The 23,732-nt window shown below is 71.9% G+C and carries 28 protein-coding genes; 16 read left to right on the top strand and 12 right to left on the bottom strand.

Annotated features, from left to right (window positions below):
- The first annotated feature begins 67 nt into the window (after positions 1–67).
- Positions 68–352: a helix-turn-helix domain-containing protein gene (locus tag IE290_RS16925; protein ID WP_191245522.1), complete on the top strand. Its 285-nt coding sequence runs from the start codon at positions 68–70 to the stop codon at positions 350–352.
- An 83-nt stretch (positions 353–435) separates the two neighbouring features.
- Complete coding sequence (gene tsrT / locus IE290_RS16920; RefSeq protein ID WP_191245521.1) at positions 436–2,094, top strand: tryptophan 2-C-methyltransferase; 1,659 nt, start codon at positions 436–438, stop codon at positions 2,092–2,094.
- Positions 2,095–2,238: 144 nt separating this feature from the next.
- Here tsrT and IE290_RS16915 read toward each other — a convergent pair whose 3' ends face one another.
- A complete protein-coding gene (locus tag IE290_RS16915; protein WP_191245520.1) occupies positions 2,239–3,402 on the bottom strand; it encodes a glycoside hydrolase family 3 N-terminal domain-containing protein in 1,164 nt (387 codons plus the stop codon).
- Between the two features lie 137 nt (positions 3,403–3,539).
- Between IE290_RS16915 and IE290_RS16910 the strand changes: the two genes are divergently transcribed.
- From IE290_RS16910 to IE290_RS16900, 3 genes are read left to right on the top strand one after another with little or no spacing between them, the layout of a single operon-like run.
- On the top strand, positions 3,540–3,827 hold the full coding sequence (locus tag IE290_RS16910) for a DUF6343 family protein (RefSeq protein ID WP_191245519.1): 288 nt from the start codon (positions 3,540–3,542) through the stop codon (positions 3,825–3,827).
- Positions 3,828–3,855: 28 nt separating this feature from the next.
- The gene (locus IE290_RS16905) at positions 3,856–4,497 is read left to right on the top strand and encodes a phosphoribosyltransferase (protein ID WP_191245518.1); all 642 of its coding nucleotides are present in this window, start codon (positions 3,856–3,858) and stop codon (positions 4,495–4,497) included.
- Entirely contained in the window at positions 4,494–5,111 is a 618-nt protein-coding gene (locus IE290_RS16900; protein ID WP_191245517.1) for a dienelactone hydrolase family protein, read from the top strand. The genes IE290_RS16905 and IE290_RS16900 overlap by 4 nt, the downstream gene beginning before the upstream one ends.
- 19 nt (positions 5,112–5,130) lie before the next feature.
- Here the strand turns inward: IE290_RS16900 and IE290_RS16895 are convergent, their stop codons facing one another.
- Entirely contained in the window at positions 5,131–5,973 is an 843-nt protein-coding gene (locus IE290_RS16895) for an SAM-dependent methyltransferase (RefSeq protein WP_191245516.1), read from the bottom strand.
- A 30-nt stretch (positions 5,974–6,003) separates the two neighbouring features.
- Entirely contained in the window at positions 6,004–6,684 is a 681-nt protein-coding gene (locus IE290_RS16890; protein WP_191245515.1) for a TetR/AcrR family transcriptional regulator, read from the bottom strand.
- A 126-nt stretch (positions 6,685–6,810) separates the two neighbouring features.
- Between IE290_RS16890 and IE290_RS16885 the strand changes: the two genes are divergently transcribed.
- A complete protein-coding gene (locus tag IE290_RS16885; protein ID WP_191245514.1) occupies positions 6,811–7,254 on the top strand; it encodes a nitroreductase family deazaflavin-dependent oxidoreductase in 444 nt (147 codons plus the stop codon).
- On the opposite strand, the gene IE290_RS16880 is transcribed toward IE290_RS16885, so the two are convergent.
- Positions 7,238–8,074, bottom strand: a complete 837-nt coding sequence (locus tag IE290_RS16880; RefSeq protein ID WP_191245513.1) for an alpha/beta fold hydrolase — start codon at positions 8,072–8,074, stop codon at positions 7,238–7,240. The two genes, IE290_RS16885 and IE290_RS16880, sit on opposite strands and share 17 nt — an antisense overlap.
- 47 nt (positions 8,075–8,121) lie before the next feature.
- On the opposite strand from IE290_RS16880, the gene IE290_RS16875 reads away from it, so the two are divergent.
- The gene (locus tag IE290_RS16875; protein ID WP_191245512.1) at positions 8,122–8,664 is read left to right on the top strand and encodes a CGNR zinc finger domain-containing protein; all 543 of its coding nucleotides are present in this window, start codon (positions 8,122–8,124) and stop codon (positions 8,662–8,664) included.
- A 56-nt stretch (positions 8,665–8,720) separates the two neighbouring features.
- Positions 8,721–9,473 carry an SDR family NAD(P)-dependent oxidoreductase gene (locus IE290_RS16870; RefSeq protein WP_191245511.1) on the top strand — a complete coding sequence of 251 codons (753 nt, stop codon included), beginning with the start codon at positions 8,721–8,723 and terminating at the stop codon, positions 9,471–9,473.
- A 51-nt stretch (positions 9,474–9,524) separates the two neighbouring features.
- On the opposite strand, the gene IE290_RS16865 is transcribed toward IE290_RS16870, so the two are convergent.
- From IE290_RS16865 to IE290_RS16855, 3 genes are all read right to left on the bottom strand, one after another.
- The gene (locus tag IE290_RS16865) at positions 9,525–11,384 is read right to left on the bottom strand and encodes a multicopper oxidase family protein (RefSeq protein ID WP_191245510.1); all 1,860 of its coding nucleotides are present in this window, start codon (positions 11,382–11,384) and stop codon (positions 9,525–9,527) included.
- A gap of 75 nt (positions 11,385–11,459) precedes the next feature.
- Complete coding sequence (locus tag IE290_RS16860) at positions 11,460–12,101, bottom strand: DUF998 domain-containing protein (protein ID WP_191245509.1); 642 nt, start codon at positions 12,099–12,101, stop codon at positions 11,460–11,462.
- A 59-nt stretch (positions 12,102–12,160) separates the two neighbouring features.
- The gene (locus tag IE290_RS16855; RefSeq protein ID WP_191245508.1) at positions 12,161–12,907 is read right to left on the bottom strand and encodes a protein phosphatase 2C domain-containing protein; all 747 of its coding nucleotides are present in this window, start codon (positions 12,905–12,907) and stop codon (positions 12,161–12,163) included.
- 62 nt (positions 12,908–12,969) lie between these two features.
- Here IE290_RS16855 and IE290_RS16850 point away from each other — a divergent pair, with 62 nt between their 5' ends.
- Together IE290_RS16850 and IE290_RS16845 are read left to right on the top strand one after the other, a co-directional pair.
- Positions 12,970–13,179, top strand: a complete 210-nt coding sequence (locus tag IE290_RS16850; RefSeq protein WP_020419540.1) for a helix-turn-helix domain-containing protein — start codon at positions 12,970–12,972, stop codon at positions 13,177–13,179.
- Positions 13,179–13,706: a Clp protease N-terminal domain-containing protein gene (locus IE290_RS16845; RefSeq protein WP_191245507.1), complete on the top strand. Its 528-nt coding sequence runs from the start codon at positions 13,179–13,181 to the stop codon at positions 13,704–13,706. The genes IE290_RS16850 and IE290_RS16845 overlap by 1 nt, the downstream gene beginning before the upstream one ends.
- Here IE290_RS16845 and yczE read toward each other — a convergent pair.
- A complete protein-coding gene (yczE, locus tag IE290_RS16840; RefSeq protein ID WP_229874540.1) occupies positions 13,698–14,321 on the bottom strand; it encodes a membrane protein YczE in 624 nt (207 codons plus the stop codon). The two genes, IE290_RS16845 and yczE, sit on opposite strands and share 9 nt — an antisense overlap.
- A 62-nt stretch (positions 14,322–14,383) precedes the next feature.
- On the opposite strand from yczE, the gene yczR reads away from it, so the two are divergent.
- Positions 14,384–15,811: a MocR-like transcription factor YczR gene (gene yczR / locus IE290_RS16835; protein ID WP_191245506.1), complete on the top strand. Its 1,428-nt coding sequence runs from the start codon at positions 14,384–14,386 to the stop codon at positions 15,809–15,811.
- Between the two features lie 399 nt (positions 15,812–16,210).
- On the opposite strand, the gene IE290_RS16830 is transcribed toward yczR, so the two are convergent.
- Positions 16,211–17,005, bottom strand: coding sequence for a hypothetical protein (locus IE290_RS16830; protein ID WP_229874539.1), 795 nt, complete (start codon positions 17,003–17,005; stop codon positions 16,211–16,213).
- A gap of 288 nt (positions 17,006–17,293) precedes the next feature.
- Here IE290_RS16830 and IE290_RS16825 point away from each other — a divergent pair, with 288 nt between their 5' ends.
- On the top strand, positions 17,294–17,839 hold the full coding sequence (locus tag IE290_RS16825) for an RNA polymerase sigma factor (protein WP_191245505.1): 546 nt from the start codon (positions 17,294–17,296) through the stop codon (positions 17,837–17,839).
- Positions 17,840–17,984: 145 nt separating this feature from the next.
- Here IE290_RS16825 and IE290_RS16820 read toward each other — a convergent pair whose 3' ends face one another.
- The gene (locus IE290_RS16820) at positions 17,985–19,151 is read right to left on the bottom strand and encodes a pyridoxal phosphate-dependent aminotransferase (RefSeq protein ID WP_191245504.1); all 1,167 of its coding nucleotides are present in this window, start codon (positions 19,149–19,151) and stop codon (positions 17,985–17,987) included.
- Positions 19,152–19,180: 29 nt separating this feature from the next.
- On the opposite strand from IE290_RS16820, the gene IE290_RS16815 reads away from it, so the two are divergent.
- Positions 19,181–20,467 carry a DUF445 domain-containing protein gene (locus IE290_RS16815; protein WP_191245503.1) on the top strand — a complete coding sequence of 429 codons (1,287 nt, stop codon included), beginning with the start codon at positions 19,181–19,183 and terminating at the stop codon, positions 20,465–20,467.
- An 89-nt stretch (positions 20,468–20,556) separates the two neighbouring features.
- On the opposite strand, the gene IE290_RS16810 is transcribed toward IE290_RS16815, so the two are convergent.
- Positions 20,557–21,012 carry a CGNR zinc finger domain-containing protein gene (locus IE290_RS16810; protein ID WP_229874538.1) on the bottom strand — a complete coding sequence of 152 codons (456 nt, stop codon included), beginning with the start codon at positions 21,010–21,012 and terminating at the stop codon, positions 20,557–20,559.
- Between the two features lie 93 nt (positions 21,013–21,105).
- On the opposite strand from IE290_RS16810, the gene IE290_RS16805 reads away from it, so the two are divergent.
- From IE290_RS16805 to IE290_RS16795, 3 genes are read left to right on the top strand one after another with little or no spacing between them, the layout of a single operon-like run.
- Complete coding sequence (locus tag IE290_RS16805; RefSeq protein WP_191245501.1) at positions 21,106–21,468, top strand: VOC family protein; 363 nt, start codon at positions 21,106–21,108, stop codon at positions 21,466–21,468.
- A gap of 28 nt (positions 21,469–21,496) precedes the next feature.
- The gene (locus IE290_RS16800) at positions 21,497–21,898 is read left to right on the top strand and encodes a TFIIB-type zinc ribbon-containing protein (protein ID WP_191245500.1); all 402 of its coding nucleotides are present in this window, start codon (positions 21,497–21,499) and stop codon (positions 21,896–21,898) included.
- Positions 21,899–21,914: 16 nt separating this feature from the next.
- Entirely contained in the window at positions 21,915–22,538 is a 624-nt protein-coding gene (locus IE290_RS16795) for an ATP-binding protein (protein WP_191245499.1), read from the top strand.
- Between the two features lie 28 nt (positions 22,539–22,566).
- Here IE290_RS16795 and IE290_RS16790 read toward each other — a convergent pair whose 3' ends face one another.
- Positions 22,567–23,700 (bottom strand): methyltransferase domain-containing protein, encoded by a 1,134-nt coding sequence (locus IE290_RS16790; RefSeq protein ID WP_191245498.1) that lies wholly within the window; start codon positions 23,698–23,700, stop codon positions 22,567–22,569.
- Positions 23,701–23,732: the final 32 nt, after the last annotated feature.

Raw genomic sequence — 23,732 nt, 5'->3', positions numbered from 1 at the left:
GGCGAATCGTGCGTGATGACAAGACCGCGCGCCGGACGGACCGAGCCGGCGGCAGAGCGTCCGTGTCATGAGCGGCGAGGTTGCTGTGGCTGCCCGTGACTCGATGCCGATCGGCCGGCTGATCCGGTTCGCCCGGCACGAGCGCGGGCTCACCCAGTACCAGCTCGCGGCTGAGCTCGTCACGGTCTCGGGCAACGAAAGCCTGGGCCGTGGCGAGGTCTCGCGCTGGGAACGGGGCAAGCGCGTACCCGGCCCGTACTGGCAGCGCCACCTCAGCCGGGTGCTCGACGTGCCCCCGGACGAGTTGCGGGCGGCCGCGCGAACGGCGAAACAGTGGCGACGGCGCCAGTGAAACACAACCCCTGATTTCCCGATCCCGCTTTTGTCACTTTTGCAGCGACCGTTTCGCTGTGTTGCGCAGGAGTGGGAGTCACCATGGGAAAGTCGTTGGTCACGCTGGTCAACCCGAATCTCGTCCATCCCCCGATCACGCCCTACGCGCTGGACATCCTGACCACCTCACTGGAGGCCGACGGGTTCGACGTGGACGTCGTGGACCTGACGTTCCGGCGGGACGACTGGCAGACCGTGCTGCGCGAGTACTTCGGGCGGCACCAGCCGATGCTCGTCGGCGTGACGGTGCGCAACACCGACACGATCTACGCGCAGCAGCAACGCGGTTTCCTGGCCGACCACCGGGCGATCATCGACGAGATCAAAACGCACAGCGCGGCCCCGATCATCGCGGGCGGTGTCGGGTTTTCCTCGATGCCGTTCGCGCTGGTCGACTATTTCGGCATCCCGTTCGGGGTGAAGGGGCCGGGGGAACGAATTCTCGTCGAACTGGCGAATGCGTTGCTGGCCGGGAATTCGCCGGACACCGTGCCCGGGCTGCTGGTCAACCGCGGCGGCGGCCGCGTGGAGAAGATCACGCCGAAGCTCGGCCGCCGCGGGCGTCCGCTGTCCTCACCGCTCAACGCGACCACCAGCTACACCCGCCGCTCCGGCGTGCCGTGGAAGGTCGACAACCTCCGTTACTACCGCCGCGGCGGGCTCGGCAACATCCTCACCAAGAACGGCTGCGCCTACTCGTGCGCCCATTGCGTCGAACCGGACGCGAAGGGCACGCACTTCACCCGCCGCGCGGTGGAATCCGTGGTCGACGAGATGGAAGCGCTGACCGCACAAGGGGTGTACGACCTGCACACCACCGACAGCGAGTTCAACCTGGTGATCGCGCACAGCAAGAACGTGCTGCGGGAGATCGTCCGGCGCAAGGACACCGACCACTCCACGCCGCTGCACAACCTGAAGCTGTGGATCTACGCGCAGCCCACGCCGTTCGACGACGAGCTGCTCGACCTTCTGGTGCGGGCCGGGTGCGCGGGCATCAACCTCGCCCCCGACCACGTGCGCGACGACGTCCTCGACGGCTGGAAGGTCTCCGGCGGCGGCCGCCGGTTCTACACCTTCGACGACGTGCGCACGTTGTGCGCCAAGATCGCGGAGGTCGAGCTGCCGGTGATGGTCGAGGTCCTGCTCGGGATGCCGGGGGAGACGGCCGAGACGATGACCGAGGCCGTCCGCCGCACCCTCGACCTGGAGGTCGCGGTCGCCGGGTACAGCCTGGGCATCCGCGCGTTCCCGTACTCGCCGCTGGGGATCCGGATGGCCGAGCGGTGCGCGGGACGGCGCACGCTGCCCGGTCTGCAGTCGGACTCCGCGGTCGAGCCGATCGTGCTCAAGCCGCGGGCGATGTGCGAGTCGGTCGTCGAGTACGAGCGGCAGTTCGCCTTCGACGACACCGGGCGCTTCCGGCCGGTCTACTTCCTCTCCCCGGACCTGCCGGAGGACCCGGCGACGATCGCCTCGCCGAACGGCCGGTGGGTCAACAGCGTGCAGTTGCTGTGGGACCTGGTGCCGCCGTCGGAGTACCACCGCGTCATGCTGCCGACGCTGCCCGGCCTCACCGAGGACGACAACAACTACGCCGACAACCCGTTCCTGCTCAAGCTCATCGAGCTCGGCTACACCGGGGCGTTCTGGTCGCACTGGCCGCACCGGCACGAGATCATGGCGGGCGCGGGGGCCTGACCAGGAACTATTTCGATCCGAACACGAGACCTTGAGCCGCCGCGAAGGTTACGTAGACTTTGCCGCGGCGATACGCCCCCGGATCCCGCTGCGTCGGCCGGTACCTCAGCGTCGAGGAGCCGGCCGGCGCAGCCGCCCCTCTTCTCAGCAGGCGTGCTTGGCGCGCAGGACCGTGGTGAGCGCGTCGGTGACCCGGTCCGCGGACAGGGTCCCGTCGGCCGCCGCCCGCTCCATCGCGTCCAGCACCGTCGACACCCGGCCGCCCGAGGACCACAGCGCCTGGTCCGCGCCGGACTGCACGGCCTTCACCACCGCCTGCGGCAGCGGGTAGCGCTGGGTGACGGCCTTCATCGCGCCGAGGTCGTCGGTCAGGACCGGGCCGTCGAAGCCGAACTCGCCACGCAGCAGCTGGTAGGCCGCCGGGGACAGCGACGCGGGTTCGCCGCCGGTCAGGCCCGGCACGTCGAGGTGGCCGACCATCACGGCGGCGTCGCCGAAGTCCGCGAGGTGCCGGTAGGGCCGCAGGTCGTTGTCCCGCAGTTCGTCCAGCGGCGGGGTGGTCACCGAGCCCTTGTGCGAGTCGCCGGTGGCGTGCCCGTGGCCGGGGAAGTGCTTGAGCACCGGCTGGATCCCGGCGTCGGCCAGGCCGGCGGCGAACGCCTGGGCGTAGCGCCGGGCGGTGTCCGGGTCGGCGCTGAAGGAGCGGTCGCCGATGACCTCGCCGGCCGGGGCGTCGGTGAGGTCGAGGACCGGGGCGTAGTCGACGGTCACCCCGCGCGCGGCCATCGCCTGGCCGCGCTCCCGGGCGAGTTCGCGGACCTCGGCGGTGGTCATGGTGTCGGCCATCTTCCGGGCGCTGGGGATCGAGCCGTCCAGGTCGTCGAGCCGCTGCACCCGGCCGCCCTCGTCGTCGACCGCGACGGACACCGGCAGCTGCGCGGCCTGCTGGACCTGGTCCAGGGCCTTGTTCTGGAGCAGCGCGGTGGCGTTGCCGCCGAGGAAGATCCCGCCGATCTGCTCGGCGCGCACCAGATCGGCCGCGCCCCGCGGATCCGACGCGTCGACCCCGACGACCACCAGCTGCGCGAGGCGCTGGCGCGGGGTGAGCTTGCCGATCACCGTCGCGCACGCGTCCGGCCCCGCGGCCGCGGCGATGCGCGGTTGCGGCGTGGGCGGGGCGGTCGGCGCGGCGGCCGGGGGCTGCTGCTCGGCTTCGTCGCCGCCGGCGTAGACGACCACGGCGGCGAGCAGGGCTCCGGCGGCCAGGACGAGCAGCAGTCGCCGGGTCAGGGGCTGGGCCGGCCTCATCGGCTTTCGGTGTTCCTTCCTGGCGGAATGGGGTTCGCGGCCACGGTAACCCAGGAGGCGGCCGGTCAAACGGGCCGTCGCCGGACCGGGTGAGGGCGGGCACGTGTGTGCTCACCCACGCACGGGTAGCCCAGGGCATGCGAATCCCGCGTGAACGGCCTCGCACCCGCGAGGAATACCAGCGGGGCCTGCCCGACTACCACGATCCGACCGCCGGGTTCGGCGGCGCCGCGCCGGCCTACAGCGCGCTGACGCTGCGGATCTGGCTCGCCGCGATCGGCATCGTCCTCGCCGCCGGGGCCGCCGTCCTGTTCGCCACCGTCGAGATGTGGTGGGTGACGGTGCTGATGGGCCTGATGGTGGTGGGGCTGGTGATCGACCTGGCCTGGGTCGTGCACCGCAAGCGCCGCGGCGAACCTGGTTGACGATCGCCCGCCCGGGTAGACCTGTGACATGAGGCGGCGATACGAGTTCGGCGACCGCCGGGAGGCGGGCGTGCGGCTGGGCGAGCTGCTCGGCGAGCGTGAATGGCGTGATCCGCTGGTGCTGGGGCTGGCGCGTGGCGGGGTGGTCGTCGGGCAGGCGGTGGCCGAGGTGCTGGGCGCGCCGCTGGACGTCGCGGTCGCCCGCAAGATCGGCGCGCCCGGCCAGCCGGAGTTCGGCGTCGGCGCGGTCACCCCGGACGGTCCGGCGTACTTCGACGAGCGGTCCCTGTCGATGCTCGGGCTGCGGCCGGCGCAGCTGCACGACATCTGCCAGGCCGAACGCGCCGAAGCCCGCCGGCGCGCGGTCGTCTACCAGCGTGGGCGCCCGCCGCAGCCGCGGGCCGGCCGGGACGTGCTGGTGGTCGACGACGGGCTGGCGACCGGCGTGACCGCGCGGGCCGCGTTGCGGGCGTTGCGGGCGGACCGGCCACACAGCCTGGTGTTCGCCGCGCCGGTGTGCGCGCCGGACGCCGCGGCGGCGCTGAAGAGCGACGCCGACGAGGTGCTGTGCCTGCTGGCGCCGCACGGTTTCCGGTCCGTCGGCCAGTGGTACGCCGACTTCCGTCAGATCGAGGACGACGAGGTCGTCGAGTTGCTGGAGACGTCATGACCGTTCCGCTCACCGTCGATCCCGGGCTCGAGGGCGATCTGACGGTCCCGTCCGACGCGATCGGGGTCGTCGTGTTCGCGCACGGTTCGGGCAGTTCGCGGCACAGCGCCCGCAACATCGCGGTGGCGCGCGAACTGCAGGACAACCGGTTCGCCACGCTGCTGTTCGACCTGCTCAGCCCGGACGAGGACCACGGCGACCGGCGGTTCGACATCGGGTTGCTGACCGACCGCCTGCGCGCGGCGATGGCCGAGTTGTCCCGGCGGGCGGACACGGCGCGGTTGCCGCTGGGCCTGTTCGGGGCGAGCACCGGCGCGGCCGCCGCGCTGCGGGCCGCGGCGGCGGAACCGGAACGCGTGAAGGCGGTCGTCTCGCGCGGCGGCCGCCCCGACCTCGCCGGCGACGCGCTGGCGCGGGTGCGGTGCCCGACGCTGCTGATCGTCGGCGCCCGGGACGCGGAGGTGCTGCGGCTGAACCAGCAGGCGGCCACCGAGCTGGGCGGCCGGTACGACATCGAGATCATCCCGAAGGCGACGCACCTCTTCGAGGAGGAGGGCGCGCTGGAGCGGGTGGCCCAGCTGGCGGCCGCCTGGTTCAGCGACCACCTGCGTTAGGTGTGCCGTCCCGACGCGGTCAGGGCTTGCGCGCCACCGCGGCGAGGATGCGTGACTTCGACGGCGCGTCGGCGAACAGGGCGTTTTCGTCGGGGTGCCATTCGGGTGCGTAGACCAGCCCCGGCTCCACCAGTTCGAAGTCGCCGTAGAACTTCAGGAACTCCTCCCGCGAGCGGTACTGCCCGGGGTTCGTGGTGGTCTCGTAGTAGGCCTTGAGGTCGTCCAGCGCCCGGCGCTCCTCGTCGTCGGCCGGGTTCTCGTCGGTCAGCTGGCACATGATCAGGTACGAGCCGGGCGCGAGCTGGTCGCGGTAGAAGTCCAGCGCCGGGTGCGGCCGCTGCTCGTCCTTGATGAAGTGCAACACCGCGTTGATCACCAGCGCGACCGGCTCCTCGAAGTCGATCACGCCGGTCTCCGCGACCCGCTCCCACAGGTCGATCGGCTCCAGCAGGTCGCCGGCGATCGCCCGGTGGCGGTCCGGGTCCGCGGTGTCGGCGAGCAGCAGCTGCGAGTGCGCCAGCGCGATCGGCTCGTTGTCGATGTAGACCACCGTGGTGTCCTGCTCGGGACGGGCCTCGTCGGCGACCTCGTGCACGTTGCCCGCCGTCGGCAGGCCCGACCCGATGTCGACGTACTGCCTGATCCCCGCCTTCGACGCGTACCGCACGGCGCGGCCGAGGAACTGTCGGCAGGCCACCGCGGAGTCCGGGATCAGCGGGAGCCGGGCGCGCACCTTGTCGCCGAACGCGCGGTCGATCGCGTAGTTGTGGTTCCCACCGATGAAGTAGTCGTACACCCGCGCCGCGGACGGCCGGTCGAGGCTTCCCTCGACGGCCCGCAGCACCTCGTCATCTGCCGCCATGTGACGAGTCTGCCACAACGCGTAAAGCGTTCACGGAAGGCCGACCAAATCGGCAAATTGCCCTGCGCTGTAGGCGAAGTAGGCGTCCGCGGGATCGGCCGTGCGGGCGTACTGGCCGAACAGCTCGAAGCTGATCGCGCCGAAGAGGTGGGTCCAGGCGGTCACCAACCGGAGGAGATCCGCCTCGCTGAGCGACGTGTCGAGCGCGGCTTGGATCCGGCGGGCCTGCTCGGCCAGTTCGCCGGACAGCGGCGGACCGGGCGACGCGGGGGCGAGGTCGGCGGCCTCCATGACGCGGAGGAGCGCCCGCGGGACCCGGCCGGCGGGGGTGATCGTGTCCTGCGGCGCCCGGTAGCCGGGCACGGGGGAGCCGTAGATGAGCGCGTACTCGTGCGGGTTCCGCTTGGCCCAGTCCCGGGTGCCCGTCCAGATGCGCAGCCAGCGGTCGCGTGGCGGGGCCGAGGGGGCGTCGGCCCGCTCGGCCGCTTCGCCGACCTCGTTGTAGGCGTCGATGATCAGCTCGGTCAGCAGGTGGTCGCGGCTGGGGAAGTAGCGGTACAGCGCGGACGACACCATGCCCAGCTCGCGCGCGACGGCGCGCAGGGACAGCCCGTGCGCGCCGACCTCGGCGAGCTGACGTCGCGCCTCGTCCTTGATCTCGCGGGTGAGTTCGGCGCGAGCCCGTTCACGTGCGGTCTTGCTGGCTGGCATGCCGTCGAGTGTGCCACGGGTGAGAGCGGCGAACAAATTAGAGAGCGGTGCTCTTGACAGTCGGCGCGGAGACGTGTTCACTGATCTCAACAGAGAGCGCCGCTCTCGCAACTGAGGGAGATCCAGGTGAACCGTTACATCAAGCCGGGCAAGGGCGACGGTGTCTTCAACGTGGCCGTGCAGTTTCTGACCAAGCTGGGCGTGAGCCTGGCCGGCAGCCGGGTGCTGCTGGTGCGCGGCCGCAAGTCCGGGGAGCTCCGGTCGACGCCGGTGAACCTGCTGAAGGTCGGCGGGCAGCGGTACCTCGTCGCGCCGCGCGGGCAGACGCAGTGGGTGCGCAACCTGCGCGCGGCGGGCGAGGGGCAGCTGCGGGTCGGGCGCCGGGTCGAGACGTTCCGCTTCGCCGAACTGGCCGACGAGGAGAAGCCGGTCATCCTGCGCGCCTACCTCAAGAAGTGGGCGTGGGAGGTCGGCCGGTTCTTCGAGGGGGTCGACCACAGCTCGTCGGACGAGGTGCTGCGGGGCGTCGCGCCCGGCTTCCCGGTCTTCCGGATCACAGAAAGCGCTTGAGGTGCTCCAGGACCGCGTCCGGTTGTTCTTCGGCGAGGAAATGGCCGCATTCGGGCAGACCCTCGCCGGTGACGTCCTCGGCGTAGTCCCGCCAGATGTCCAAAGTGGGCAGTGCGCCGAGCAGGCCGGCCTGTCCCCACAACGCGAGGACCGGCATCGTGAGCTTGCGTCCGAAGTCGGCGTCGTCGTGCTCGGCGTCGTCCGGGAAGGACGCGCGGTAGTCGTCGAACCCGGCGCGCAGGGCGCCCGGCGCGGAGAACGCGCGGACGTACTCGGCGACCGCGTCCGGGTCCAGCCCCTGCCGCTGGTAGGTCCAGCGCTCGAAGAAGTACCCCAGGTAGGCCGGGATGTCCTTGCCCGCCAGCAGTTCCGGCAGGTCCGGCTGCAGGTGGAACAGCCAGTGCCAGTAGCCGCGCGCGACGCCGGCGTCGAGCCGCCGCCACATCTCCCGCGTCGGGATGATGTCGAGCACGGCCAGCCGCTCGACCTCGTCCGGGCGGTCCAGCGCCCACCGGTGCGCGACCCGGCCGCCCCGGTCGTGCCCGACGACGCTCGCCGAGGAGAAGCCGAGTTCGTGCAGCAGCGCGGAGACGTCGGTGGCCATCGTGCGCTTGTCGAAGCCGGTGCGCGGCTTGTCGGTGAGCCCGTAGCCGCGCAGGTCCGGCGCGATGACGGTGTGGTCCCGCGCGAGCCGGTCGAAGATCCGGTGCCAGCAGTAGGACGTCTGGGGCCAGCCGTGCAGCAGGACGACCGGCGGCCCCTCGCCGGCTCGCCGGTAGTGCACGCGGATGCCGTTGACGGTCGCCATGTACGAGTCCATGTCTCACCCTTCTAACCGGTTATGAAGGTTAGAGTACTCTGGTCGTCGTGAAGGCGCAGTGGGTTTTCGACGGTGGCCGTCCGTGCCTGGACCTGGTGAACACGCTCCGGGACCGGCACCGCGGCGGTCGTGAGCTGCTGACCTCGCCGTCGGCGCTGGTCGAATGGCTGGTGCTGGCGGGCCTGCTGCCGCGCCCGGTGCCCGCCTCTCCCGAGCTGCTGGACGCCGCGATCAAACTGCGCGAGGCCGTCGACCGGGTCTCGCGCGGCGAGGGTCGGCCGGCCGATGTGCGCCTGTTGAACCGGCACGCGCGCAAGGCGCCGGTGCCCCAGCTGCGCATCGACGCGGACGGCGTCGCACACCGGCGGCTGGACGCCCCGGATCCGGTCGAGGGTGCTCTCGGCGCTCTGGCTGTCGACGCGATCGACCTGGCGACGAGCGAGGCCGACGTCCGGATCTGCGCCTACGACGACTGCGGCTTGCGGTTCGCGGACACCTCGCCGAAGCGCAACCGCCAGTGGTGCTCCATGTCGCGGTGCGGAAACCGGGCGAAGGCGCGCGCGCACTACGCCCGCACCCGCGGCCGTTGACGGTCCGCCACTCTGCCTTGTAGTTTGAAACGCACGTTTCAGAGAGGCGGTGGCGGATGGGTGCACAACGGACCGCCCTGGTGACCGGCGGCGCCACCGGCATCGGCGCCGAGATCACCTCCCGGCTGGCCACCGGCGAGATGACCGTCTTCGTGGTCCAGCGGACCGAAGAGGACGCCAGCGTCGGCCGGAAACTCTTCGCGGAGCACCCGTTCGCCGAGCTGATCCAGGTCGGTGCGCACGACCTCGCCACCGGGGACGGTTGCCGCGACGCGGTGGCTGAGTGCGTGCGGCACTTCGGGCGGCTGGACGTCCTCGTGAACAACGCCGGAATCAGCGGCTCCGCGGCCTTCGGTCCGGTGGAAAGCGCCGGCGACGAGCTGATCGACCGGGTCATCGACACCAACCTCAAGGCGCCGCTGCGCCTGGCGCGCGAAGCGTTCACCCAGCTCGTCCTGAACCAGGGCGTGATCGTCAACATCAGCTCGATCGCAGAGTTCCAGGCCCAGCGCGACGTGCCGGCCTACGTGGCGAGCAAGGCCGGGCTCGGCGGCCTGACCCGAGCGCTGGCCTGCGACCTCGCCCCGCACGGGGTCCGGGTGGTCGGCATCGCGCCCGGGGACATCGCCACCGGGACCAGCCGCAGCCCGGACTACACCGCCGTCGCCGGGCCGGTGAAGGACACGCCGCTGGGCTTCGCCGGGGATCCGGCGGACGTCGCCGATCTGGTCACCTGGGTGATCTCGCCGCAGGCCCGCTACGTCACCGGCACGACGATCGTCGTCGACGGCGGCCGCACCGCGTACTGACGCGCCGGCCGGCGGCGCCCCGCACCCAGGGACGCCGCCGGCCCGGTCACCTCAGTGACCGCCCCCATGAGAAGCCCCGGGGTGCACGTGGAACCGCGCCACCTCGGGCGGGTGCACGACGAACGGCCGCATCATGCCCTCGTCCTCGTGGTCGAGGATGTGGCAGTGGTACATGAACTCACCGGTCGCGCCGGTGTGGTGCCCGGCCACGCTGACCCACTCGCCGGCCTGGATCTGGAACGTGTCCTTCCAGCCCTCTTCGTACTTCTCCAGCGGCCTGCCCGTGCCCGGCACCGGCAGCGCCGCGGGCGTCCCGCCGACGGCGGTGTCGAACCCGATCACGTTCCCCGCCGCGTCGAGCGGGTAGGCGCGGCGGGTCAGCAGCTGGAATTCGGCCAGGTGGATGTGCATCGGGTGGGTCGGCCCGCCCAGGTGAACGAAGTTCCAGACCGCCCACCGGTCGTGGTCGATGAAGAACGTGGTGGTGTCGTCGAACAGGCTCGCCACCATGCGGAAGGTCCGCACCGCGCCGTTGGCCGGGTCGGTCAGCTGCACGAAGCCGCGAGCCGGGAACCGCGCGGGCATCTCCGCCGGATCGCTGACCTCCCGCAGCTCCCACATCTGCGGGTGCCCCTCGCCCGCGGTGCCGGGCGGGACGAGCGCGACGAAGACGTGGTCGTGGTCCTCCGGCACCGTCGTCCCGTGGTGCAGCCGCACGTACGACCGCGAGACCACCTCCGGCAGCGCGAACGAGTCGTGCCGCTCCCGGTTCTCGACCCGGAACTGCATCACGTCCGGCTCGGTGCCGTTGGCCAGGGTGTCCCGCAGCGTCAGGTGCTGCCCCTGGTAGCGGCTGAAGTCGATCAGCACGTCCGCGCGCTCCGCGGGCGCCAGCACCAGACCCGCCGCCGGGAACGCGGCCGGCGCGGGCAGCAGACCGCCGTCGGTGCCGATGATCCGCACCCCGTCGTTGTCGACCGCACCGGTTTCGTCGACGAGGTTGAGCCGGTAGAACCGCGAGTTCGACGCGTTCAGCACGCGGAACCGGTACCAGCGGGCGTCGACCTCGAGGTGCGGCCAGATGACCCCGTTGACCAGCGTGAACGGCCCGGTGAACGGGATCGGCACCTTGGGTCCGTCCGGTCCGGCCGGCGTGATGAACGGGATCTTGAACAGCAGCTGCCCGGTCAGCGCGCCGGTGGCGGGGTCGGTGTCGAGGTTGCGGTCGGTGATGATCAGCGGGATCTCCCGGTCTCCGGCGGGCAGGCCGAGCGCGTCCTCCTCGGCGTCGCGGATCAGGTACATCCCGGTGAGCCCGGCGAAGACGTTGAACCGGGTCACCGCCATCGCGTGGTCGTGGTACCAGAGCGTCGCCGACTGCTGCCCGTTCGGGTACTCGGCGAGCTGGGCGGCCCGGCGCAGCACGGCGTTGTGCGCCCAGCCGTCGTTGCCGCCGCCGGTGCGGGCGCCGTGCAGGTGCACCACGGTCCACGCGGGCAGCGCGGACACGCCGTCGATGACCTCGGCGCCGGGCAGCGGCGTGCCGTCCGGGTTGCGCCAGCCGGGGGTGCGCACCGGCGCGGTGATGTCGGTGAGTTCGGCGTGCTGCTGGACGGCGACCACCGGGATGGTGCCGTCGATGTGGTTGCTCCAGCTGACGCGCAGCCGCTTGCCGCTGCGCACTTCGATGGTCGGGCCGGGGAACTGGCCCTCGTAGGCCCACACCTCGGTTTCCGGCAGCTGGCTGTGCAGCCGGACGCGCGAGCGGACCATGTCGATGGTGATTTCGTCCTGGTGCCACCACGAATGCGGCCGGATCAGCGGCGGCACCCGCAGCGGGTCGGCGAACTTGGTGAGGCCGAAGCCCGGCCCGGTGAGGATCGGTGCTGGCTGCGTGACGACGTCGGTCATGAAGTCTTTCCCCCAGAAAGCCCCGCGTGTCGGCCGGAGAGACCCGGCCCTTGCTGACACAGAGGGATTCGGGGGTCAGCTGGATACACGCTCCCGCGGTTTCGCGGGAACCGGCGCCGCAACCGCGACCGCGCGGGCGATCGTGATCAGCAGGCCGATGTCCGCGGCGAGCGCGAGCCGCTGGCTCAGCCCGACGGGCAGCACGCCGGGCATCAGGTAGCTCACACCGAACAGGAGCACGCCGCCGAGCGTCAGTAGCGTCAACCGCATGATCGCGGGGTGGGTCCGCAGCCGGGCGGGCAGGGTCCAGCCGAGCGCGGCCAGGCTCAGGAACGCGATGGCGCAGGAGTATTCGTGGATCTGCCCGCTGACCGGGTCGAACCGCTCCGGGTAGCTGGCGGGGAACAACGCGGCCGCGACGAGCCCGGTCGACCAGGCCCAGAACAGCACCTGGGTGGTCCGGCTGAGCCGGTGCCCGGCGGCCTTGAGGGCGGCCAGCAACGCGACCGACCCGACGGCGATCGCGATGATGCTCGCGCCGAGCAGGCCGACGCCGCCCTCGGCGAGGGCGTAGCTGGACAGCGTGTCCCACACCGGGTTTCGGCCGCTGACCACGTGCAGGACGAAGGCGGTGAACAGTCCCCAGCCGATCGCCACGTTCGCGACGAGCAGCCAGGGCCGGGCTCTCTCACCCGGTGTAGCTCCGGAAATCCCCATGGGAGAAGCTTTCCGCTGAGCGGGCCGCGGAAGATCCGGAGAAGTCCCCGATCTTTCCCCTAGGGTCGCCCGAACTCGACCAGCACCAGCGCCTGGTCGTCGTGGCGCTTGGCGCGCGGCCACCGCGTCGCGTCCGGGTCGCTGTCCTCCGCCGCGCGGACGCTGTCGAGCACCGCGTCCACGCCGCGGGCGCGGGCCAGCCGCAGCGCTTCGGGCCAGGTGAACAGGCCGTAGTCGTCGACGCCGCAGGACACGCCGTCGGTGGCGAGCAGGACCGCGTCCAGCTCGGCGCGCGGCCAGCTGCGGGTCAGCGCCCGGTCGGCGGCCGACGGATCGGCTTCGGCGACCCAGAACCCGCCGGGCTGGTTGCGCAACGCCCGCACGGCGTCCTGCGTCCGCAACCGTCCCGCGCGGCGCAGCGTGGCCAGCCGATCGTCGGCGAGCACGTCCACGGACTGTCCGAACGCGACGATCGGACTGTCGGCCAGCACCAGGGCGTCCACCCGGTCGTCGTCCCAGCGCAGCATCGCGACGGTGCTGGACGGGGACGCGCCGGGACGCAGGCCGAATTCCCGTGCGACAGCGGCGATCGCCCGTGCCAGGACCGCGCGCGGATCGCCGGCCGGTTCCCGGGCGAGCTGGGCCGCCAGGTGTTCGGCGTACCAACCGCCCGAGGGCTGGTCCGGATCGGCCGAGGTGGCGCCGTCGAGCACCACGACGGCGTGGTCGAGCACGACCACGCGGTCTTCGGTGGGGCGGGGCCGGCCGTCGAGGCCGACGCCGGGACGCTCGGCGACGTGGATCACCCGACCGACCCTAGCTGTCAACTCTGGTTGACATCGCCCGGCTGTCAACGTAGGTTGACGTCATGACGAAGGCAACCGATCTGGCCGCCCGCGCCGGCGACCGCGATCCGCAGGTCGGCCTGCGTGCCGTGGCCGCGTTGCGGCGGCTGCTCGAACAGCTCGAGGCTGTCCAGGTGCGTAGCGCGCGGGCGCAGGGCTGGTCGTGGCAGGACATCGCGGCCGAACTGGGTGTGAGCAGGCAGGCAGTGCACAAGAAGTACGGGAGGCAGTGATGTTCGAGAAGTTCACCGCGGACGCCCGCGAGGTGGTCGTCGAGGCGCAGCAGGACGCGATCCGCCTGGATTCGCCGCGGATCGATCCGCTGCACCTGCTGGTCGCGCTGCTGCGCTTCCCGGACAGCAAGGCCGGTCGCCTGCTGGCCGGGTTCGGCGTGGCGCTCGACGACGTCGCCGCGGAAACCGCGCGGGTGCGGCGCCGGGGCGGCATCACCGAGGCCGATGCCGAGGCGCTCGGCGAGTTCGGCATCGACGTGGAGGCGATCCTCGACCGCGTCGAGCAGGCGCACGGCCCGAACGCGCTGGCCGGCCACGCCGGTGGCCGGAAGCGGCGGCACATCCCGTTCGCCGACGAGTCGAAGAAGGTGCTGCAGGTGTGCCTGAAGGAGGTGATCTCCTTGGGCGGCAAGGAACTCGGGACCGAGCACATCCTGCTCGCGCTCACCGCGCTGCGCGGACCCGCCGCCGACGTGCTCGCCCGGTTCGACGTGGACGCGCGGCGGGTCCGGCAGGCGCTAACGTGATTCGCGCCAGGTGACGTGGGGGAGCAGCGCTTGCGTGAGGGGGCCGATCGCGAGCGCGTAGATCACGGTTCCGGCGCCGACCGTGCCGTCGAGGAACCACCCGGCCGCCAGCACGGTGAGTTCGATGCAGGTGCGCACCGCACGGACGGACCAGGTGTTGCGGGCGGCGATCCCGGTCATCAGGCCGTCGCGCGGGCCGGGGCCGAGCCGGGCGCCGACGTACACCGCGGTCGCCACGGCGTTGAGCACGATCCCGCTGAGCAGCAGCGCGATCTGCCCGCCGAGCGCGTGCTGGTCGGGCAGGACGGCGCGCACCAGGTCCACGGTCACCGAGATGACCAGCACGTTCGCCACCGTGCCCAGCCCGGGGCGCTGCCGGAGCGGGATCCACAGTGCGAGCACGCCGACCGACGCGATCGCGACGACGGTGCCGAAGCTGAGGCCGGTGTGCTTGGCGAGGCCCTCGTGCAGGACGTCCCACGGGGACAGGCCGAGCCCGGCGCGCGTCATCATCGCCATGCTCGTGCCGTAGAGCGCCAGGCCGGCCATCAGCTGGGTGAGCCGGCGCGCGGGGCTGACCGAGACGCGCACCGGCCGAAGATCGATTGCAGTCACGGCGTCCACTTTGCGTGGCGTTGGACTGGATAACCATAGCCAATCTGCGATAATTGGACCTCATGGACCCTATTGGCCGCATCTCGGCTCGCAGATTGGCTCTCGTCCTCGGGGCCTGGCGGCGCAACGGCTCACGTCAGGGCGCCGCCGACCTGGCGGCGGCGATCGAGCTGGGGGTCCTCGACGGCCAGTTGCCCGTCGGCACCCGGCTGCCGTCGGAACGGGAGCTCGCCGAGGCGCTGGACGTCAGCCGCACGCTCGTCGCGGCCGCGCTGGACCGCCTGCGCGACGCGGGACTGGTTGCCAGCAGGCGGGGCGCGGGTTCGTGGATCACCGCGCCGCGCGGGTGGCTGCTCGACCCCGCGCCGCCGGACAGCCCGCAGGCGATCGACCTGGTCCGCGCGGCGACACCGGCCGTACCCGGCGTGATGGCGGCGGTCGACAGGGCGCGGCTGCTGCTGGTCGACGAGCTCGGCCGGCACGGCTACACCGGCCGCGGCGTCCTGCTGCTGCGCGAGCGCATCGCCGCCCGGTACACCGCGCGCGGCCTGCCCACGTCACCCGAGCAGATCATGATCACCAACGGCGCGCACCACGCGTTCGTCCTCGTGCTGCGGATGCTGACCCACCCCGGCGACCGGGTCCTGGTGGAACAGCCGACGTACCCGAACGCCCTGGACGCGATCCGCGCCGCGCACACCACGCCGGTCCCGGTGGCGCTGGGCGAGCACGGGTGGGACCTGGCCGGGCTGGAGGCCGCGGTGCGCCAGACCGCGCCCCGGCTGGCGTACGTCATCGTCGACTTCCACAACCCGACGGGCGCCCGGCTCGACGCCGCCGGCCGGGAGGGGCTGGCGGCGCTGCTGGCGCGCACGCAAACGCATGCGGTGGTCGACGAGACCTTCGCCGAGCTGGACCTGGAGGGCGATCCGCTCGACGGGCCGCCGCCGCTGGGCGCGTTCGCCGGCGACTGGGCGATCACCGTGGGAACGATGTCCAAGTCGCACTGGGGCGGGCTGCGGATCGGCTGGATCCGGGCGTCGGAGGACCTGGTGACGCGGCTGTCCTCGTCCCGGTTCGGGTCGGACCTGGGCTCACCGGTGTTCGAGCAGCTGGTGGTGGCGGAGCTGCTGGACGCGGGCGACTCCGCGCTGGTGACGCGCCGGGCCGACGTGCGTGCCCAGCGGGACGCGCTGGCCGAGGCCGTGCGCCGGGACCTGCCGGACTGGCGGTTCCGCGTGCCGGCGGGCGGGCTGTCGCTGTGGTGCCGGCTGCCGGAGCCGATGAGCACGCGCCTGGCGGTCGCCGCGGCCAACCACGGAGTCCAGGTGGCGCCCGCCTCCCGGTTCAGCGCCCAGGGCGGGCTCGAACACTGGCTGCGGCTGCCGTACGCCCAGCCGGCGGAGCGCCTGACCGAGGCCGTCACGCGGCTGGCGCTGGCGGCCGCTTCGGTGCGCGGCGCCCCGGCCGACGATCTGCCGGTGGCCTGAGCCTGGTCGGAAAACAGCCGGTGCGCTGGTCGTCTGCGTGCCGTCCCAGGGAAAGTACGGCGGAAGACGTCCAGCGCACCGGCTGGCACCCGGCCCGGATCGCTCCGGGCCGGGCTCCACGGTGACCCGCCGGCACCGCCCCTCGACGTGCCGGCGGGTCATCGCGGCTAGGCGCGCATCCGGCTTCCGCTCGGCGCGGTGAGCGGAAGCGGCGGACACGTGCCCGGTTGGGGCCCCGGCGTCGCGGGGGCATCGCGACGCCGGGACCAGCACCCGATCCGGCCAGGCGCGGTTGGCCGGTCGGGAAGTCTGGAGTGACCGTCGAGTGGCGCCTCGGAAGACGGGCGCGCTAGTTGATCTTGTTGTGGACGCGGGTCGCCTGTGTGAACGTGTCTCGCGTCAGTCGGGCGAGGTGGGCGGCAGGCCCGCTTCTGTGCCCATACCCACGAAACCGCTGGTCAGCGCTCCCACGATCGGCTGAACCGGCTCGGCGGAGGCGCGCGGGCCCAGAACGGCCATCAGATCGCGTCCGCCGTTGCCGGAGTCGTGGGAAACGGTGATGACGACGCCCGGATCACCCGGGTCGGTGGGTGCCGGGGGCGGCGGGGCGCTGTCCGCCCGCGCCGGGTCCGGAACGTCCTGGTCCTGAGGGGGCGCCGGCGCTTCGGCGTGCTCGACGGCCGGGGCGTGGTGGACGACTGCGTGCGCCGGCTCTACCGGAGCCGGCGCCGCGGGAGGCGCGGGCGCGGATTTCGGAGCCGGCGCCGACTGGGTGAGCGGCGGTTCGGCCTCGGTTTTCGCCACTGGTTCCGGCTCGGCCGGTTCGGACGGTGCCTTCGGGGCGACGGTCTGAACGGTCTGGTCGACGATTTCCACGATCGGCGCCGTGGCCTGATCCGCCGTTTCGGTGACGGTCGTAATGGTTGATTCAGCCGTTTCGGTGACGGTCGACAATGTCGTGCCGACCGTGTCGGTGACGGTGCCGACGAGTCCGGTGACGGTGCCGAGCAGGTTCGGTTGCTGTTGGGCCGCGACGGTGTCCGGTTCGGACGGCGCCTCGTCGGCGGCGGCCGACGGTGCCCCCAGGACCGCGGTGAGCAGCCACCCGGCGAGCACGAATCCGCCCGCGAGCAGCAGTTTGAGTTCGACCGGAAGTGGTCGCGCGCAGTGGCGCACGCGGGTCGCGTCGCGCATCGCCACCACCACCGTCCACGAACGACTACGGGAAGTTTGTTTCGGCCTGGTCATCAGGTGTGCTGATCCCGGCCGGATTTCTCCTACCGGTGGCGAGTGTTTCACCTCGAAAGCGATCGATCCAGCCCCGTACGGCGGAACCCTGGTTCCGCCTTCCGTGTGTCTGTTCGTTAGTTGATCACGGTACGTGTGCGTAGTTTTACTCATCTTCCCGCCTACCAGCGGTTTTCGGGAGCTTTCCCCGCGGCGGTGCCATCTGAGTCGCGACCGCTGATCGCGAGGGGTTCCATGACGGAAATCGAACTGATCGACTTGCTGGCTCGCGCGTGGCGTGGCGACCAGGGCGCGTGGTCGGCGTTGGTGCGCGGGTTGTCGGTGGTGGTCCTGCGGGCGGCGCGGGCGCACCGCCTGGGTGAGGCCGACGTGTCCGACGTCTGCCAGAACACGTGGGCGTCGCTGGCGCAGCTGCGGGAGCTGCGCGACCCGGCCCGCCTGCCCGGCTGGCTGGCGACGACCGCCCGGCGGCAGGCGTTGCGGGTGCTGGAGTCGCGGCGCCGGGAGGTGCCCGCGGAGTGCGACCGGGCGGACGAGGGGCTCGCCCCGGAGCGCCAGGTGCTGACCGCCGAGCGGGACGCGGTGTTGCGCCAGGGGGTGGCCGCGCTGCCCGCCCCGCAGCGGCGCCTGGTGGAACTCCTGCTGCGAGACCCCCCGGCGACGCACGCGGAAATCGCGGCGGAGCTGGGCGTCGCGGTGGGCAGCGTGGGCCCGCTGAGGCGGCGAGCGCTGGACCGCCTCCGGAGATACCTGGAAGCGCGCGGCTACGACCACCCCTGAGCGGGCGAGCGGTGGGGCGCGGCAGGCAGGGCTACGCGGGCGCTGAATGGGGTCAGGCGCCGTCGCGGGCCCGCCGCCATGGCACCTCATCCAGGGGTCGCCTGGTCGTCCTCCAGTGGGCGCCCACGCGGGTCCCGCGGCGTGGTCAAGCCAGCTTGTGCAGCCGCTCGATCGCCTCGTCCAACACCTCGTCCCGCTTGCAGAACGCGAACCGCAGCACGTGGCGCCACTCCGCGGGGTGGTCGGTGAACACGCTGACCGGCACGGCCGCCACCCCGACCCGCTCCGGCAGCTGCCAGGCCAGCTCGGCGGCGTCGGTGAACCCCAGCGGCCGCACGTCGGCGCACACGAAGTACGTCCCGAGGCTCGGCCGCACCGCGAAGCCCGCCGCCGCCAGGCCCGCCGACAGCCGGTCGCGCTTGGCCGCCAGCGACGTCCGCAACGACTCCACCCAAGCCAGCTCGTGGTCGAGCGCGTGCGCGACCGCCGGCTGCAACGGCCCGCCGGACACGAACGTCATGAACTGCTTCGCCGCCCGCACCGCCGCCACGAGCTCCGGGCTGCTGCACACCCAGCCGATCTTCCAGCCGGTGCAGTTGAACGTCTTGCCCGCGCTGGAGATCGACACGGTCCGGTCGCGCATCCCCGGGAAGGCGGCCAGCGGCACGTGTTCGGCGTCGTCGAACACCAGGTGCTCGTACACCTCGTCGGTCACCGCGATGAGGTCCCGCTCGCAGCACAACTCCGCGATCGCCGACAGTTCCTCGCGCGTGAAAACGGTGCCGGTGGGGTTGTGCGGGGAGTTGACCAGGATCGCCCTGGTCGCCGGGGTGACCGCGGCCCGCAGCGCGTCCAGGTCGAGCGCGAACCGCCCGTCGGCGCCCTCGACCAGCGACACCACCCGCCGGGTCGCCCCCGCCATCGCGACCGCGGCCGCGTAGGAGTCGTAGTACGGCTCGATCACCACGACCTCGTCGCCGGGCTCGGTCAGCGCGAGCAGCGCGGCGGAAATGGCCTCGGTGGCCCCCGCGGTGACGAGGATCTCGCTGTCCGGGTCGTAGGACAGCCCGTAGCGCGCCCGGTGCCGCGCGATCGCTGCCCGCAGCTCCGGCCGTCCGGGGCCGGGCGGGTACTGGTTCGCGCCGCCGAACAGCGCGTTCTTCGCGGCGTCGAGCATTCCGGCCGGTCCGTCGGTGTCCGGGAAGCCCTGGCCGAGGTTGACCGCCTCGGTGCGGACGGCGAGCGCGGTCATCTCCGCGAAGATGGTCGACGTGAACGGCCGCAGGCGGGGGACGAGAGCTGGTTCGCGCATAATGGCCGATCCTCACGGACAATGGGGTCGTGGAGCAACCGACCCCCGCTGACGTCAGCCTTCCCCCGGTCCCGGACCAGGAGGGCAAGCGGCGGGCGCTGCGCCGGATGAAGCTGGTGGCGCTCGCCTTCCTGCTCGGCGCGACCGTGATCTTCCTGCTGACCACGTGGGCCCAGTCGGCCGGCTGGCCGGGCTGGGTCGGCTACGTGCGCGCCGCCGCCGAGGCCGGGATGGTCGGCGCGCTGGCGGACTGGTTCGCCGTGACCGCGCTGTTCCGGCGACCGCTGGGCCTGCCGATCCCGCACACCGCGATCATCCCCAGCAAGAAGAACATGATCGGCAGCAGCCTCGGCGAATTCGTCGGCACGAACTTCCTGTCCGAGCACGTGGTCCGCGACAAGCTGCAGCGCGTCCAGGTCTCCCGGCGGTTCGGGGAGTGGCTGGCCAAGCCGGAGAACGCCGAGCGGGTCACGTCCGAGCTCGCCACCGTCGTGCGTGGCGTGGTGACGGTGCTCAAGGACGAGGACGTGCAGGCCGTCATGGAGCAGGCGGTCGTGCGGCGGGTCGTCGAGCAGCCGTGGGGGCCGCCGCTGGGGAAGCTGCTGCAGCAGGTCTTCGCCGACGGCGCGCACTACAAGCTCGTGGACCTGATGTGCGACCGGGCGTACGAGTGGGTGCGCGACAACCACGCGACCGTGCTCCGCGTGGTCTCCGACCGCGCGCCGACCTGGTCGCCCAAGTTCGTCGACGCCATGCTGGCCGACAAGGTCTACGGCGAGGTCCTGTCGTTCGCGTGGGCGGTGAAGACCGACGTGAACCACCCGATGCGGCTGGCCCTGGACAAGTTCCTCGGCGAGTTCGCCCAGGACCTGCAGAACGACCCGGAGACCATGGCCCGCGCCGAGCAGGTCAAGCAGCAGATCCTCGACCACCCCGACGTGCAGAAGCTGATCGGCTCGGCGTGGAGCACCGCGAAGGGCATGCTGCTCAACGCGGCGGAGGACCCGTCCAGCGAGCTGCGCCGGCGGGTCCGCGAGGGCCTGCGGAACCTGGGTGAGCGCCTGGTGTCCGACGAGGGCCTTGGCGGCAAGGTGGACGGATGGGTCCAGGGCGCCGCGGCTTACGTCGTGCGCAACTACTCGACCGAGATCACCACGATCATCACCGACACCGTCGAGCGCTGGGACGCCGAGGAGACCTCCCGCAAGGTCGAGCTACAGGTCGGCCGCGACCTCCAGTTCATCCGGATCAACGGCACGGTCGTCGGAGCGCTCGCCGGCCTGGCGATCTACACGGTGGCGCAGCTGCTGTTCTGAGGGGGCCCGCTGTTCCGCCGGCGCTGATCCGGTTGTCCACAGGCCGTTGAGTTGTCCACAGGTGCACTGTGGGCAACTCGACCCGGACGTCAGGCCTGTCGCTGCCGCCAGCTGCGAGCCTTCTCCCGGTTGCCGCACACCCGCATCGAGCACCAGGTGCGCGACCGGTTTCGAGACTCGTCGTAGAACGCCCATCGACAGCCGTCCGCCGGGCAGATCTTCACGCGTGCCCACTCACCGAGCACGGCGAGCCGGGCGGCCGCGGCCATCACCGCGCCGACCGCGTCCCGCGCGGCCAGAGCCGGCCCGCCGGGCGCCAGTTCGATCGTGACCGGAACCGCCAGCGGCGCCGCGTCCAGGGCGTCGCCCACCGCGGCGCGCAGAGCCGCGCGGGCGGACCGCGCCGCGGACAGCGAACCTGCTTCCAGTCCGCGTTCCTGGCTCCATCCGCGCCAGCCGGCCGCGTTCGTGAGCACATCGGTGTCGTCCTCCACGTCGAGGGTGTTGAGGAAATCCACCACGAGGGACACGTCCGCCGAGCTCACGTCACCAGTGTAAGCGGGACGGTGGTTGCGGACGTATCGCGTAACTTGCATACTCCTTTCACTGGTTATTCGACATTTCTGGGAGGATCCGTCATGAGCGCGTTGACGAGGCTGGGTGCGATCGTTCTCGACTGTCCGGATCCGGTGGCGCTGGCCGGGTTCTACGCGCGCCTGCTCGACCTGCCCGAGCCGAAGGCCGACGACGACGGCAGCTGGGTGGACCTGAAGGATCCGAGCGGGGTCCGGATCTCCTTCCAGCGGGTGGAGTCGTACCGGGCGCCGGAGTGGCCGGGGCAGGACGTCCCGCAGCAACTCCATCTCGATCTGGACGTCACAGATCTCGAAGCGGCGCACGAGCACGCGGTGTCGCTCGGCGCTGAACTGCTCGACGACGCGCAACGCTTCCGCGTCTACGCCGATCCGGCCGGTCATCCGTTCTGTCTCTGCGCCTGTTGACCTCCTGAGCAAGGACGACGGCCCGATCATGCGTAGGGTGGCATACGTGATTTGTCCGAAGTGTCAAAACGTGATGCGGACCGTCAACAAGAACGGCATCCACATCGAGCAGTGTGACGGCTGCCGGGGCATCTTCCTGGACCGCGGCGAGCTGGAGCAGATCGTGGGCGCGGAGAGCGCTTACTACGGCGGGCCCGCGGCAGCTGCTGCTCCGCCGCCGTACCAGGGGGCCGGGCACACCGCGCCGTACCGGGACTCGCCGCGGCCGTACGGCGGTCACGGCGACTCGCCGCGTCCCTACCGGGGTGGGCACGGCTACTCCGACTCGCCCCGGCCGTACCAGGGTGGCGGCTACTACTCCGACTCGCCGCGGCCGTACGGCCACCGGGGGCACCGCAAGCGGAGCTTCCTCGAGCAGCTCTTCGACTGACGCGGTGCCGGAAGCGATGCTGGATCCCCGCATCTGCCCTCGATGCGGGGACCTGGCCGAGGTCCCGGCCGTGGAGGGTGCCACGCGGTTGTGCCACCGCTGCGGTCACCGCTGGCCGTTCCGCCGGTTGCCGCTGTTCGCGTTGACCGGGCCGAGCGGGGCGGGCAAGTCGACCGTCGGTCCGGCCCTGGTCGAGCGGCTCGGCGGGCGGGTCACCGTGCTGGAGCAGGACGTGCTGTGGGTGGCCGGTCTGCGCGACGACGTGAACGGGCACCCGACCTTCCGCGGAACCTGGCTGCGGATGGCCGCGATGGTCAACCAGAACGGCCGCCCGGTCGTGCTGTGCGGCACCGTGGTGCCCCCGGAGTTCGAGGCCCTGCCCGAGCGCGCCCTGTTCAGCGAGATCCACTACCTCGCGCTCGTCGCCGACCCCGACGTGCTCGCCAGGCGCCTCCGGGCCCGCCCGGCCTGGCGCGGCTGGGACGAGCCCCGCATCGCCGAGATGCTCGAGTTCAACGAGTGGCTGCAGGCGAACGCCGACGCCCTCGACCCGCCGGTCACCCTCTTCGACACGACGACCGCGACGCTCGACGAGAGCGTCGACCACGCGGCGAAGTGGGTCGAAAGCCACCTGCCCTGACCCGGCGCCACCAGGGAAGGGCCGTGCTTCAGGCGAGTGGCCAGCGGTGGTCCCCATCCGGGTCGTCGAGCCAGATTTCCTGCTGCCCGGGCGTCACGGTCAGCCCGAACCGCTCGCGGCCGGGCTTGCCGAGCGACGTCCACAGCCGGTGGGCCGCCTCCGCCAGGTTCCACAGCCGCCGCGGGCCGCCTTGGGCCACCAGCGTCCGGCCGGCGTGCGTCGCGACCCGAGCCCATGATCCGTCGCCGTGCAGGAGGAACGCGTCGTCGCCGCGGAGGACCGGCACCACCTTCGGCAGCGCCAGCCCGGCGAAGAACTCGAACCGGCTCGACGGGTGCAGGACCATGTCGGTGGTGAGCTCCGTGGGGCGCACGGGGCCGGAGATCTCCGGCAGGGACACCGGATCGGCGAGGCGGTGCGCCCGCAACGGCATGAACCGTCCGTCGCGGCGGAGGATCCGGCCCCGCGCGACCGATCCCGGCAGCACGATCAGCCGCACCAGTCCGGCACCGATCGGCCGGTTCAGGGTCGTCACCACGATGCCGCCGGGGGTCGTCTGCTCCAGCCACGCGACCGGCACCTCCGACACCGCACACGTGCACAGCACGCGGTCGAAGGGCGCCCTCGCCGGAAATCCCTCCGCACCGTCCCGGAACGCGACCGCCGGGTGGTACCCGCACAGCGACAACCGCTCCGCGGCGAGCCGCACCAGCTCCTCGTCCACGTCCACTGTGGACACCAACGACGAGCCGAGCCGTTCGGACAGCAGGGCGGCGTTGTAACCGGTGCCGGTGCCGATCTCCAGGACCCGGTGCCCGGCGTGCACCGACAGCTCCTCGAGCATCACGGCCATGATCCCCGGCATGCTCGAGGAACAGGTCGGGTTGCCGCGCACCACGCCCTCCCGCCGGGCGCGTTCCCACGCGTGCGGATCGCCGTCGAGCTGGGTGACCAGCACCTGGTCGGCGTAGACGTGGTCGAGCCAGTCCTCGTCGGTGCGGTCGACGGCGCGCCAGCCGCCTCGACGGGACAGGAAGTACCGGGGCACGAAGGCGTGCCGCGGCACCCGCCGGAACGCGTCGAGCCAGGCCGGATCGGTGATCATCCCGTCCCGGCGCAGCGACTCGGCCAGGTGGTGCCGGCGGCGTGCCGTGCTGTGCACATCCCCACCGTAACGGGTGACTCAAGTAACAC

Source organism: Amycolatopsis deserti, from assembly GCF_014653945.1.
Classification (GTDB): domain Bacteria; phylum Actinomycetota; class Actinomycetes; order Mycobacteriales; family Pseudonocardiaceae; genus Amycolatopsis_E; species Amycolatopsis_E deserti.
This window is presented reverse-complemented; position numbering and strand designations above follow the sequence as displayed.